At 74.5% G+C, this 13320-nt stretch carries 11 protein-coding genes; 9 read left to right on the plus strand and 2 right to left on the minus strand.

Features of this window, described 5'->3' with window-relative positions; genetic code table 11:
* Positions 1-300: 300 nt before the first annotated feature.
* The 7 genes from ACZ5OX_RS19415 (at position 301) to ACZ5OX_RS19445 (ending at position 8944) form a co-directional block, all read left to right on the plus strand.
* A complete protein-coding gene (locus ACZ5OX_RS19415) occupies positions 301-1368 on the plus strand; it encodes an RNA ligase (ATP) (protein ID WP_465631326.1) in 1068 nt (355 codons plus the stop codon).
* A gap of 121 nt (positions 1369-1489) precedes the next feature.
* Complete coding sequence (locus ACZ5OX_RS19420; RefSeq protein ID WP_465631328.1) at positions 1490-2893, plus strand: cytochrome P450; 1404 nt, start codon at positions 1490-1492, stop codon at positions 2891-2893.
* 387 nt (positions 2894-3280) lie between these two features.
* Positions 3281-4144 carry an MHYT domain-containing protein gene (locus tag ACZ5OX_RS19425; protein WP_465631330.1) on the plus strand — a complete coding sequence of 288 codons (864 nt, stop codon included), beginning with the start codon at positions 3281-3283 and terminating at the stop codon, positions 4142-4144.
* Between the two features lie 106 nt (positions 4145-4250).
* Positions 4251-7358: a sensor histidine kinase gene (locus tag ACZ5OX_RS19430; protein ID WP_465631332.1), complete on the plus strand. Its 3108-nt coding sequence runs from the start codon at positions 4251-4253 to the stop codon at positions 7356-7358.
* The gene (locus ACZ5OX_RS19435) at positions 7355-7765 is read left to right on the plus strand and encodes a roadblock/LC7 domain-containing protein (RefSeq protein WP_465631334.1); all 411 of its coding nucleotides are present in this window, start codon (positions 7355-7357) and stop codon (positions 7763-7765) included. Before ACZ5OX_RS19430 ends, ACZ5OX_RS19435 begins: the two co-directional genes overlap by 4 nt.
* A 125-nt stretch (positions 7766-7890) precedes the next feature.
* Positions 7891-8238: a DUF742 domain-containing protein gene (locus ACZ5OX_RS19440; protein WP_392913937.1), complete on the plus strand. Its 348-nt coding sequence runs from the start codon at positions 7891-7893 to the stop codon at positions 8236-8238.
* A 133-nt stretch (positions 8239-8371) separates the two neighbouring features.
* On the plus strand, positions 8372-8944 hold the full coding sequence (locus ACZ5OX_RS19445) for a GTP-binding protein (protein ID WP_449791667.1): 573 nt from the start codon (positions 8372-8374) through the stop codon (positions 8942-8944).
* Between the two features lie 239 nt (positions 8945-9183).
* Here ACZ5OX_RS19445 and ACZ5OX_RS19450 read toward each other — a convergent pair whose 3' ends face one another.
* Positions 9184-9555 (minus strand): hypothetical protein, encoded by a 372-nt coding sequence (locus tag ACZ5OX_RS19450; protein WP_465631336.1) that lies wholly within the window; start codon positions 9553-9555, stop codon positions 9184-9186.
* Positions 9556-9885: 330 nt separating this feature from the next.
* On the opposite strand from ACZ5OX_RS19450, the gene ACZ5OX_RS19455 reads away from it, so the two are divergent.
* Complete coding sequence (locus tag ACZ5OX_RS19455) at positions 9886-10491, plus strand: RNA polymerase sigma factor (RefSeq protein WP_465631338.1); 606 nt, start codon at positions 9886-9888, stop codon at positions 10489-10491.
* A gap of 30 nt (positions 10492-10521) precedes the next feature.
* Positions 10522-11670: a hypothetical protein gene (locus tag ACZ5OX_RS19460; RefSeq protein ID WP_465631340.1), complete on the plus strand. Its 1149-nt coding sequence runs from the start codon at positions 10522-10524 to the stop codon at positions 11668-11670.
* 193 nt (positions 11671-11863) lie between these two features.
* Here the strand turns inward: ACZ5OX_RS19460 and ACZ5OX_RS19465 are convergent, their stop codons facing one another.
* Positions 11864-13279: a cation:dicarboxylate symporter family transporter gene (locus ACZ5OX_RS19465; RefSeq protein WP_465631342.1), complete on the minus strand. Its 1416-nt coding sequence runs from the start codon at positions 13277-13279 to the stop codon at positions 11864-11866.
* Between the last annotated feature and the right edge of the window lie 41 nt (positions 13280-13320).

Raw genomic sequence — 13320 nt, forward strand, 5'->3', positions numbered from 1 at the left:
TGAACCCCCTGTCGGTTCGCATGGCGCAGGCCGATGGCGGCGGGTGGCGGCCGGTGACAGCCGGGTGGCGGCCCTCGGGCTGCCGCGGAACGGCGCGTCCGGGATCGTGAATGCCCGGCGTGAGTGCCCGGCGTGCGTGCGTGCTCGGCGTGCGTCCTCGGCGTGCGTGCGCCGGAAGGGGCGCGCGGAAATTGTGTCGCGCCGTGGAAGGCCGGACGGCCACAGTGGTCGCTGTCCGTACATGCGGCCGGAGGCGGTCAGAGGCGCCGCCGCGGCCGAACCAAGGGGAGGAGTCCGTCCGTGTCCACGCTGCGCGTCACCGCCGAGAAGCTGGTCATCCTGGAGCACCCGAACGCCGATGCTCTGGAGCTCGCCCAGGTCGGCCTCTACCGCGCGGTGGTCGCGAAGGGCGCCTACCGGACCGGGGACCACGCCGTCTACATCCCCGAACAGGCCGTCCTCCCCGAGGGGTTGATCGACGAGCTGGGGCTGACCGGCAAGCTGGCCGGCGCCCGGGCGAACCGGGTGAAGGCGGTACGGCTGCGCGGCGAGCTGTCCCAGGGCATCGTCTGCCGGCCCGCCGCGCTCGCCGGCTCCGACCTGGCCGCCGCGGCCGAGCGCGGCGAGGACTTCGCCGAGCTGCTCGGGATCGTCAAGTGGCAGCCGCCGGTGCCGACGTCGATGAGCGGCGACGTGGTCAGCGCGCCGGACCTGCTGCCCTGGGTGGACATCGAGAACCTCAAGCGCTACCCCGACGCCTTCGCGCCGGGCGAGCCCGTGGTGCTGACCGAGAAGCTGCACGGCAGTTGCTGCCTGGTCACGTACTTCGCCGCCACCGGCGAGGTGCAGGTGTCCTCCAAGGGCATCGGCGCGCAGGGGCTGGCGCTGGCCGAGGACGAGCGCAACCTGTACTGGCGGGCGGTGCGGGCGTACGGCATCCCGGAGGTGGCGGCGCGGCTGGCCGAGCGCCTCGGGGCCGAGCGGGTCGGCATCTTCGGCGAGGTCTTCGGCGAGGGGGTGCAGGACCTGGGCTACGGCGCCTCGGCGCGCACCGAGCGCCCCGGCTACGCGGCCTTCGACGTGTCGGCCCTGATCGACGGACAGCTGAACTGGCTGTCGTCGGTCGAACTCCTGGACGGTGAGCTGCCGTTGGCTCCGGAACTGTGGCGCGGGCCGTTCGACCCGGAGACCGTGCTGGCGTTCGCCCGGGGCAAGGAGACCGTTTCCGGACGTCAACTGCACCTGCGGGAGGGCGTGGTGGTGCGGCCGGTCACCGAGCGGTGGAGCCCGGTGCTCGGCGGGCGGGCGATCGCCAAAGTGGTCAGTGACGCTTACCTGACCCGCAAGGGGGGCACCGAATACGAGTGAGACGGGTCCGGATCCGACCGGGCGGATCAGCCCGGTCGGGCGGATCCGGGCGCGGCTCCTCTCGGTGCTGACTGCCCGTCGGGAGAGACGGCGGGCGCATCCCTGTACAGAAGGAGTGCCGATGGCCACCGACGTCATCCCCGTGCGCGCCCCCGGGCCCGTGCCCGCCCCCACCTCCGCGATACCCGTACCGTCCGGGAACCGTCTGGTCGGATCGCTGTTCGACCTCACCCGTCGCCCGCTGCGCAGCTACCTCGCGGCCCACCGCGAACACGGCGACGTGGTGCGTTTCCAGGCCGGGCCGCCCGGGCTGCGGGCCGACTTCTACGGGGTGTTCTCGCCGGAGGGCGTCCGCCAGGTGCTGGCCGGCGACGCGGCGAACTTCCGCAAGGAGAGCTCCTTCTACGACGAACTGCGCACCAGCGTCGGCAACGGCCTGCTGACCAGCCAGGACGCCGACTACCAGCGTCAACGGCGGATGATACAGCCGCTGTTCACGCGGCGCCGGGTGGACGGCTACGCGGACGCGCTGGCGCAGGAGGCGCAGTCGCTCGTCGAGCGCTGGCGGGCGGCGCCCGACGGGGTGGTGGACGCGGCGGAGGAGACGTCCCGGTTCGCGCTGCGGGCGGTCGCGCGCATCCTCTTCGGCGCCGACGTGGAGGAGGCGATCGCGGTGGTGCACCACAGCTTCCCGGTGCTCGGCGAGTACGTGAAGGAACGCGGCTACGCCCCGGTCCGCCTTCCGCGCACCTGGCCGACCCCGGCCAACCGGCGCGGCACCGAGGCCCAGCGGGCGCTGTACGGGGTCTGCGACCGGATCATCGCCGAACGGGCCGCGCGCGGCGACGACGAGGCCGCGGACGACCTGCTCACCCTGCTCGGGCGGGCCCGCGACGACGACGGCGCGCGGCTCGACCCGGCCGAACTCCGCGACCAGGTCCTGGTGTTCCTGCTCGCCGGGCACGAGACCACGGCCACCGCGCTGGCCTTCGCGCTGCACCTGCTGGCGATCCACCCCGAACAGCGGCGGCTCGCCCGGGAGGAGGCGCGGACCGTCCTGGCCGGGCGGGCGCCGACGGCGGCGGACCTGGACGCGCTGCCGTACATCACCCGGGTGTTGAAGGAGGCGATGCGCCTCTATCCGTCGGCGGCCCTGGGCGGGCGGCGGGCGGTCGAGGAGACCGTCATCGACGGGTACGTTATCCCGGCGGGGGCGCAGGTGGTCGTCGCGCCGCTGGTCACCCACCGGCACCCGGACCACTGGGAGGAGCCGGAGCGGTTCGACCCGGACCGCTTCCTGCCGGAGGCGGAGCGGGCGCGGCACCGGTACGCCTGGTTCCCGTTCGGCGGTGGGCCGCGGGCCTGCATCGGTCAGCACTTCTCGATGCTGGAGGCCGTGTTGGCCCTGGGGGTGCTGCTGCGGGACTTCGAGCTGGAGGCGGTGGACCGGCGGGTGGCGCTGGCGCAGGGGATCACGCTGCGGGCGGCGAGCCCGATGCGGATCCGGGTGACGCCGGGCGACTGACGGGCGGCTTGCGGTAGGCGGGAGACAGCTGGCAGGCGACAGCTGACAGCCGACAGGGTTCAGCGGACGGATGACAGATTTCAAACTCTGTTATCTGTCCGCTGTCCGCTGTCGATTGTCCGCTGTCGTCCGTACGTCGCCCGCCGCGCGCTCGTCGACCGTCCGCTGGGTACACGACCGGGCCATTCGAACACACCGCCCGTGTGTCACGGGCAGCTTTTCAGATCTTTGTCTGACCGATTCCGGCCTCTCGGTAGCGTCCCACGCACCCCGGACCGGAAGCGCACATGCGGCTGGCATATGCCATTCAGGTGCAGACCGCCCGGCCAGGGGAGCCCGGGCGCACCGCGTACCGCCCCCGGGCCCGACCGGTCGACCGGAGGTCCCATGGGCACCCTCAACAATCTCAGCCTCGGCTGGCTGACCCCCGCCCTCTCGTACCTGATGGCCTGCGCCGGCGCCGCCCTCGGGCTGCGCTGCACGCTGCGCGGCCTCACCGCGAGCGGCCCGGCCCGGCGGAACTGGCTGGTCACGGCCGCCGCCGCGATCGGCTCCGGCATCTGGACCATGCACTTCGTCGCCATGTTCGGCTTCACCGTCGACGGCACCGAGCTGCGCTACAACGTGCCGCTGACCCTCCTCAGCCTCGTGGTCGCGGTGCTGGTCACCGGCCTCGGCCTGACCGTGGTCTGCTACGGCCGGCACCGCGGCCTCTCCCTGCTCTCCGGCGGCGTCACCACCGGCCTCGGCGTCGCCGCGATGCACTACCTGGGCATGGCCGCCCTCCGGATGCACGGCGGACTGCACTACGACCCCGGAACGGTCGCGCTCTCCGTACTGGTCGCCGTCGGTGCCGCCACCGCCGCGCTCTGGTCCGCCGTCACCATCCGCAACGTGTACGCGGCCGCGGCCGCCGCGATGGCCATGGGCCTCGCCGTCAGCTGCATGCACTACACCGGCATGGCCGCCGTCCATGTCCGGCTGGAGCCGACCCGCACGGAGCTCGGCGGAGTCAGCCCGATGGAGTTCGTCTTCCCGCTCGCCGTCGGCCTCGGCTCCTTCCTCTTCCTCGCCTCCGCCTTCGTGGCGCTCTCGCCGACCGCCCAGGAGCGGGCCGGCTACCGGGCGGCCGGCGAGCCGTCCATCGGCGAGCACCCCGGCGAGCCCCCGCACCCCGGGCCGGCCCCGCACGGGCCAGCCTCGCATGGGCCCGCCCCGGCCGAGGCGGGGGCCGGGCAGCGCGCCGCCTGAGCTGCGCATCCGCCGCGGCGCGTCTTCCAAGCCGCATGAGCCGCACGCCCTCCGCTTTCCCGCTTTTCCGTTTTCCCGCTCTCCCCGCCCGAAAGGCTCCTCACCCATGCGAGAAGACCGCGGTACCGCCCCCGGTACCCGCCGGGGTGCCCATGCCGGGCCGCCCGCCCGTCCGCCGCGCCCCGGCCCGTGGCTGCGCGGGCTGCGCCCCCGGAGCGTCCGCGCCCGGATCATCGCGCTGCTGATGGTCCCGGTCGTCTCCGTCATCGCGCTGTGGGGGTTCGCCACCGTCACCACCGCCCAGGGCGTCTGGGGCCTGATGCGCCAGCGCGACGCCCAGCGCACGCTGCTCACCCCCATCGCCGAGACCGTCGCCGGGCTGCAGGCCGAACGCACCGCTGTCGGTCAGCTGCTGGCGGCCCCGGCGCCGGCCCCCACCGCCGTCCGGGAGAGCGCCCTGCGCGAGGCGGCGGCGGCCACCGACCGGGCGCTCACCCCGCTGTTCCCGGACGCCCACCGCCCCGACCGGGGCTACAACCGCGCCGACGCCCAGGGACTGGGCGGCGAGGCGGCGGCCAGGCTGGACGCCCTCGGCAGCTCGCTCGCTGCCCTGCCCGTCCTGCGCGACCGGGTCCTGGCCAGGAGCGTCGGCTGGCCCGAGGCGTACGCCGTGTACGGCGAGGCGGTGGACCGGGCGCTCGCCGCCGCCGGCGCCGTCGCGCCCTTCCAGGACCGCCAGGTGGCCGCCGACGCCCGGGTGCTGCTGGAGCTGGCTCGCTCCCGTGAGCTGCTCGCCCGCGAGGACTCGCTGCTGCGCGCCGCCCAGTTGTCCGGCGGGCTCGCTGACGACCAGCTGCGGGAGTTCTCCGGCGCGGCCTTCGCCCGGCGGGAGTTCGAGCGGGGTGCCGCCGCCGACCTGCGCCCCGCCGACCGGGAGTCGCTGCTCGCCGTCACCGGTGGCCAGGACCACCGCGAGCTGGCCGGGTACGAGGACAGGGTGCGGACGGCCGCCGACGGGCGGACCGCGGTCGCCGCGGTGCCGGCCGACCGCTGGGCGATGGTCGCGGGCAATGTGGCCGGCGCCCTGCGGACCGTCGAGGACCGGGCCGGACGGGTCGCCGCCGAGCGCCAGGACCCCTATGCCCTGGGCCTGTTCACCCCGGCCGGGATGGCCGTGCTGCTCGGCCTGGTCGGCGTGGTGGCCTCGCTGGTGATCTCGGTGCAGATCGGTCGCGGCCTGGTCACCGAGCTGATCGGCCTGCGCAATTCGGCACTTGAGCTGGCCGGGCGCAAACTCCCGGAGACCATGCGGAAGTTGCGCGCGGGCGAGGAGGTGGACATCGAGGCCGAGGCGCCCCGGCCGGTGGGGCGGGACGATGAGATCGGCCAGGTGCACCGGGCGCTGGGCACCGTCCAGCGGGCTGCCGTCACAGCGGCAGTCGAGCGGGCCGAGGTGCTCTCCGGTGTCTCCGGGGTGTTCGTCAACCTCGCGCGCCGCAGCCAGGTCCTGGTGCACCGCCAACTCACCCTGCTGGACGCGATGGAGCGCCGTACCGACGACCCGTCCGAGCTGGCCGACCTGTTCCGGCTGGACCACCTCACCACTCGGATGCGCCGCCACGCCGAGGGCCTGATCATCCTCTCCGGGGCGGCTCCCGGCCGTGGCTGGCGCCGACCTGTCCCGCTGGTGGACGTGGTGCGCGCGGCCGTCTCGGAGGTCGAGGAGTACGCCCGGGTCGAGGTCCACCCGCTGCCGCGCGCGGCCGTGGTCGGCCACGCCGTCGCGGACCTCACCCACCTGGTGGCCGAACTGGTCGAGAACGCCACCGGGTTCTCCCCGCCGCACACTCGGGTGCACATCCGGGGCGAACGGGTCGGCAACGGCTTCGCGTTGGAGATCGAGGACCGCGGCCTCGGCATGGGCCCGGAGGTGCTGGCCTCGGCCAACCGCCGGATCGCCGCCGTCGAGCAGAGCGACCTCTTCGACAGCGACCGGCTCGGCCTGTTCGTGGTCAGCCGGCTCGCCCGGCGGCAGGACGTCAAGGTCTCGCTGGTGACCTCCGCGTACGGCGGCACCACCGCGGTGGTCCTGCTGCCGACCACGCTGCTGGCCGACGAGGCGGCGGCGGAGGCGATGGCGGCGGAGACGATGGAGCCGGAGGCGATGGAGGCGGGGGACGTGCGACACGACGTCGAGCCGGTGGCGCCCCTGCCGTCCGCAGCGGCACCGGGCGGTGCGGCGGCCGGGGAGGCGCCGGTGGGGTCGCTGCCTGCCGAGTGGGTACAAACCGGTCTCCCGGAGCGGGAGTTCACGGCGGTGCACGCCCGCGGGGAGGGGGCGACGGGCGATCCGGGCAGCGCCATGGGCAACGCGTCGAGCGGCGGCCCGAGCGGCGGCCCGATCGGCGGCCCGAGGCGTCGGGAGCACCCGCAGGGCAGGACCGGCGACGGGTTTCCGGCGGTGGGTGGGCCACCGCCGGAGGGTGGGGCTCTGCTGGCGTTCGGTGTCCGGGGCAGTGACCCGGGGCCGGTGCGCCGCACCCCCTTCCGGGCCGACGGCGCCCGGGTGGCGGGTCCGGCTGCGGGCGGGGGTACGGGTGCGACCGCCCGTCCGCGGTCCGGACCGCCGCAGCCGTATGGCGCGGAGCCGTACCGTACGGAACCCCAGGCCGAACCGGCGCGCGGGCCCGGCGGCGCGGGCGACGCCAGGCCGGAGGACCGGCGGCCGGGTGGCCAACGACCGGGCGGCCAGCGACCGGAGCGCCACCGACCGGGCGGCCACCGACCGGGCGGCCACCGGCCGGACGATCACCGACTCGACGATCACCGACCGGAGGCCCGGCGACCGGAGGCCCGACCTGCGAGCGGCCACGTACCGGACGGTCACCCAGCCGACCCGGGCCCCGCCGAGCTGCCGCGCCGGACCCGGCAGGCGAGCCTCGCGCCGCAGCTGCGCGAGGCCCCGGCCCGCCCGACCGCGCGCGGCCGCCGTACGGCTGCCGCCTCCTCGGCCGATCCCGGAGCCGGCGACGGCCTTGGCGCCGCGGGCCGCAGCCCCGAGGAGGCGCGGGCGGCGATGTCCGCCTTCCAGAGCGGATGGGCGCGCGGCCTGTACCCGGAGGGCCGGCCGGACGGGCAACCCGCCGACCCTCCGCAGCCGCCGCCGGCACGCCACCCCCGACACCCGTTCCGAACCGAAGGAGAGCGTCCGTGATCGCCACCACCCACCGCGCGGGGGAGCTGAACTGGCTCCTCGACGAGCTGGTCCAGCGCGCCCCCGAACTCCGCTTCGCCGTGATGCTCTCCGCCGACGGCCTGGCCATGGGCACCTCGGCCGGCCTGGCCCGCGAGGACGGGGAGCATCTGGCGGCCGTCGCCTCCGGCTTCCACAGCCTGGCCAAGGGCGCCGGCCGACACTTCGGCGCGGGTGAAGTCCGCCAGACCATGGTCGAGTTGGAGGGCGGGTACCTGCTGGTCGCGGCAGCCGGGGAGGGCACCTGCCTCGCCGTGTTCGCCACCGCCCGGGCCGACCTCGGCCTGATCGCCTACGAGATGGCCAGGCTGGTCCGCCGGGTCGGCGAGCACCTGAGCACCCCGCCGCGGGCGGTGGGCGGCCGGTGAGTCCGGTGCCCCGCCCGTACCGGGGGCGACATCCGGAGCACCCGAGGGCCGAACCCGACGGGCACTCCCGCAATCCGCTCGCCGCCACCCACCGGTCCCGCTGGTACGACGACGACGCCGGGCCGGTGGTCCGCCCGTACGCGATGACCCGGGGGCGCACCGGGGCCGGGGAGCAGCAGTTCGACCTGATCGCCGTGGTGGTCACCGAGTTGCCCGACCCGGTGCTCGTGCCGGACGCGCCCGAGCCGCCGGTCGGCCCCGAACAGGCGCGGATCCTCGCGCTGTGCCGGGGGACCCCGCTGTCCGTGGCCGAGCTGGCCGCCGACCTCGACCTGCCGGTGGGCGTCGTGCGGGTACTGCTCGGCGACCTGCTGGCGGCCGGGCTCATCCGGGTCCGCCGCCCCGTCCCGCCCGCCCTGCTCCCCGACGAGCGCATCCTCCAGGAGGTCATCCGTGGACTCCGCGCACTCTGACCACCCGCCCGCCCCGTCCGCGTCGGCAGCCCCGTCCGCGCCGCCCGCGCCGTACGACGGGCCGGATCCGTTCGACAGGCCGGATCCGTTCGACGGACCGGATCCGCTCGACGCCGAGGATCCCGACGGCACGGTGCTCGCGCTCAAGATCCTGGTGGCGGGGGGATTCGGGGTGGGGAAGACGACACTGGTCGGCGCGGTCAGTGAGATCCGGCCGCTGCGGACCGAGGAACGGCTGACCGAGGCCGGGCGCGAGGTGGACGACCTGGACGGCGTGGAGCGGAAGTCCACCACCACGGTGGCGATGGACTTCGGCCGGATCACCATCCGCGAGGGGCTGGCGGTCTACCTGTTCGGCACCCCGGGGCAGGACCGGTTCTGGTTCCTCTGGGACGAGCTGGCCCAGGGGGCGCTCGGTGCGGTGGTGCTCGCCGACACCCGCCGGCTGACGGACTGCTTCCCGGCCGTCGACTTCTTCGAACACCGGGGAATTCCCTTCGTGGTCGCGGTGAACCGTTTCGCCGGGACACGGGAGTTCGGTCCGGAGGAGGTCGCCCGCGCACTGGACCTGGACGCGGGCACACCCGTGCTGCTGTGCGACGCGCGCCACCGGGCCTCGGGCAAGGAGGTGCTGATCAACCTGGTCGAGCACGCGGGCCGGGTGCACGCCGCCAGGCTGCTCGCGGACGCCTCACCGGTGGGCTGAGGCGGGCGGGCGGGCCGAGTACCGACGGGCGGACAGCGTGCGGCGGACGGATGGCAGATGACAGCTGACAGATTTCGAAATCTGTCAGCTGTCATCTGTTATCCGTCATTTGTCCGCCGTCGATCGTCCGCCGTCGATTGTCGGCGGTGGTCGTCGGCGGTGGTCGTCGGCGGTCGGTCGATCGGTCGTCCGCGTTCGGTCGGGGGTGCTCCGGCCGTTCCGCCGAGGGCGTCAGCGGTTCAGCTGTGCCACTGGAACACGACCCGCGTCCAGGTGGACCCGGGGCAGTTGCCCCAGACCGCCCAGGCCTCCGGTCGTGCGCCGATCCACAGGCCGGTGCTGTACGAGCCGTCGGCGCAGTACGTGATGGTGCGCAGCCGTCCGGAGTAGACGTTGCAGCGGCCCTCCCAGCGCCAGCCGTAGTTGCCGGTGATGACGCAGCGGTAGGTGTCGGTCGCGACGGTGTTCCAGGCCGGGATGGCGTCGGGGGGCGTGGTCTGGATCCGGACCGTCGCCGCGGCGGCCGGCGGGGTGGTGGTCCCGAGTGCGCCGAGGGCGGCCGTGGCCGCCAGTCCGAACATGGCGAACTTCCTGGCGATGCAGCCTCGCACGGTGGTTCTCCTTGCCGAGGGGTTCTCGTCGGGCGGGGCGCCCCGCCCGCCCGGAGTCTGCCGGGAGGTGAACTCCCGCCTCCCGCGCGGCCGGTGACATGTTGCACACGATTGACTGCGCACAGTGAAACGACGAACTATGATGTGACCTGTGTCACAAGTCATCCGGTTGGCCTACGGTGCTCCGTCGCCAAGGCCGGCCTGGTGCTCGGGGTGCCGATTTCCGGGGAGAGCGGCATGGCGGATTGCAGTGGTCGGAATGCGGGCGGCGGACGGGAAGCGGACTGCGCCCCGGGCGTGAGTAGTGGTCAATCGGCAGAGTTCAACCGGGTGTTCACGGATCTGCTGCCCAGGCTCCAGCAGGCGGCGGCCTCCCTCGCCGGCGGCCCGATCGGAGCGGGAGACGTCGTCCACGACGCGTACCTCCGGATCGCCCGCCGGCCGGAGCGCTTCCTCGGTCATCCGCAGCCGTACGCCTACGCGTTCACCACGATGGTGAACATCCTGCGCGACCAGTGGCGCCGGGAGCGTCGGCGGGTGCCGATGCCCGAGGTGCCGGAGGCGGGCGACGTCGGCGAGCGGGACCGGAGCGCCGCCGACTCCTGGGCCGGCGGGATGGCCGAGTCGCAGGCGCGCTGGGAGGTGCTGCGCCTGTTGGGCTTACTGACGGTCAAGCAGGCCCGCGCGGTGGTGCTGGTGGACATCGACGGCTACAGCATCGACGAGGCCGCCGAACTGCTCGGGCTGCACCGCAGTACGCTCGCTGTCACCCGGCGCCGCGCCCACGGCCGACTGCGCGCGATCCTCCAGCAGGAACGCGACCGGGAGCGCGACCGGGAACGCGCCCGCGGGCGTGACCGCGGGCGCGGCCGAGGGGGTCGGGATGGGTGTGCGATCGCCGCTCCGACGCACCGGGCTGACGGCAAGTCAAACTGATGCGGCGCCCCGGCCCGTACCCTGCGAATCGTGATCACGTACGAGGACGGCCGCCTGCGCGCACTGGCCGAGGACGGCCGCTGGCCCGAGTTGCTCGCCGCCTACCGGCAGGGCCGGGCGGCCGCCGTGGCCGAGGCCGGTGAGGAGGCCGCGGCCGTGCTGACGGCACCGCTCGGCCACCTGATCGCCTACGCGGCGCCGCCCGAGCTGGCCGTCCGGCTGTTCGACGGGGACGGCGGCGCGGGGACGGCGGCCGGGGTGGCCGACCACGACGCCGGCCCGCTCTGGGAGGTGCTGGCGACCAGGCACTCCTGGTCGCGGCTGGCCCCGCTGCTGGGCCCGGCCCCGGTGCGACGGCTGGTCGCGCACACCCGGGCACTGCTCGGCGAGGACCTCTCGCACGGGTCCGAGCTGGACCGGTCCGAGTCGCACCAGTCCGAGTCGCACCGGTCCGAGTCGTGCGGCCCCGGGCCGTACGGTCCCGAGTCCGACCCCGAGGGCGTGCCGTTGCGCCTGGAGCCGTGGGAGGCGTCGGGCTGGGACGAGGCGGCCCGGGTACGCGAGTACCTGCCCGGCGGGGGTGCGCGCTGCGCGCTGCTGACCCTGCCTGCCAGCCGGGAGGGCCTGGGTGAGGTGGAACTGCCGCCGGCGGAGGAGTCGGCCGGACGCCCGGACGGGCCGCGGGTCACCCGGGCGCTGGCCGGACTGGGGGCACTCGCGCCGTGGGCGGCGACGGCCTGCGTCCGCGGTCCGGCCCCGGCGGCGGCCGCCCTGCTCGCCCGCGACCATCGGGTGATCGGCGGGTACCTGCCGTTCCCGCTCGCCTATCCGGCGCTGGTGCGGGCCGCCGCCGTGGGGCGGGATCAGGGCTGCGCGCACGGGCGGCTGGCGCTGTGGCGGGCGTTGGCCGAGATGGCTGCGATGGACGGTGCGGACAGGGCGGACGGTGCGGACGGGGCGGACACGGCCGACGGGGCGGACGGGGCAGGCACTCGGGAAAGGGCAGCCGGGACGACCGGGACGCGCGGAGTGGACCGCGCCGAGGTGAACGCGCTGGTGGCCCGGATGCGCTGCTTCACCTGGCAGGAGCCGTCGGCCGGGCTGCACCATCTGCACGTCGCGCTGGAGGATCCGGCCAGCGGGGTGGCCTGGGTGGTCAGCGGCTCGCAGGAGCTGTGACGAGCGAGTCGCGAGGCCCGTCAGGGCTGACCGGCCGGCCCGGGAACGACGAGGCCCCGGCTCGGGGAAGACGAAACCCCCGGTCCGGGGAAGACACAACCCCCGGTCCGGGGAAGAAGAAACCCCGGTCCGGCGCCGTTTCCGGGGTTGGTGGAGGCGCCGGGCCGGGGGAGTGCGAGGGCCGCTGCCGGGCTCAGACGCCGGCGGGAGCGGCGCCCTGGGCGGGAACGGCCTCGGGGGCGGCAGCCGTCGAGCCGTCCGCCGCGGTGGCCGGGCCGGCGGGCGCGCCGTGGACGTCGACCAGCGTCTGCTCGTCGAACGGCAGCTCGCCGGCCAGCACCCGCCGGGAGCGCTCGGTGTCGAGCTCGCCGGTCCAGTGCCCGATCAGGACGGTCGCGACGGCGTTGCCCGCGAAGTTGGTGAGGGCGCGGGCCTCCGACATGAAGCGGTCGATGCCGACGATCAGGCCGACCCCGTCCACCAGCGCGGGCTTGTGCGACTGCAGCCCGCCCGCGAGGGTGGCCAGTCCGGCCCCGGTGACCCCGGCCGCGCCCTTGCTCGCGATCACCATGAAGACCAGCAGCGAGAGCTGCTCGCCGAGCGACATCGGCTTGTCCATCGCCTCGGAGATGAAGATCGAGGCCATGGTCAGGTAGATGGCGGTGCCGTCGAGGTTGAAGCTGTAGCCGGTCGGCACGGTGATGCCGACGACCGGGCGGCTGACGCCCAGGTGCTCCATCTTGGCGATCAGGCGGGGCAGCGCGCTCTCGGAGGAGGAGGTGGAGAGGATCAGCAGGAACTCGCGGCCGAGGTACTTCAGCAGCGAGAACACGTTGACCCCGGCGACCAGGCGCAGCAGCGTGCCCAGCACCACGACGACGAACAGCACGCAGGTGACGTAGAAGCCGATCATGATGACGGCCAGGCTCTTCAGCGCGGCGGTGCCGGTGGCTCCGACCACGGCGGCCATGGCCCCGAAGGCGCCGATCGGCGCAACCCACATGATCATCGACATGATCCGGAAGACCAGCCGCTGCAGGTGCTCGATCCCGCGCAGGACCGGCGCGCCGGCCGTGCCCATCGCCTGGAGGGCGAAGCCGGCGAGCAGGGCGACCAGCAGGGTCTGGAGCACCTTGCCCTGGGTGAGGGCCGAGAACAGGGTCTCGGGGATCATCCCGAGCAGGAAGTCGGTGGTCGACTGGGCGCCGCCGGCGGCCGCCTGGGCGTGGCCGGACTTGGCGAGCGCGGCGGTCAGGTGCAGGCCGCCGCCGGGCTCCAGCAGGTTGCCGACGACCATGCCGATGCCCAGCGCGACGGTCGACATGGCGAGGAAGTAGCCGATGGCGAGGCCGCCGACCTTGCCGACCTTGGCGGCCTTGGTCACCGAGCCGATGCCCAGGACGATGGTGCAGAAGATCACCGGGCTGATCATCATCTTGATCAGGTTGACGAAGCCTGTACCGACCGGCTTCAGCTCCACGGCGAAACCGGGGGCGGCCAGGCCGACCACCACACCCGCGACCACCGCGGCGATCACGGCGATGTAGAGGTAGTGGGTCCGGTCCTTGCGTCTGGGTCCTGCCGCCGTGGCGGCTCCGGTGATCGACATCTGCGGCTCCCTTGCCGTGCAGTCCTGGTGGCCCCGGGGGA

It is taken from the genome of Kitasatospora sp. NPDC032121, from assembly GCF_055580145.1.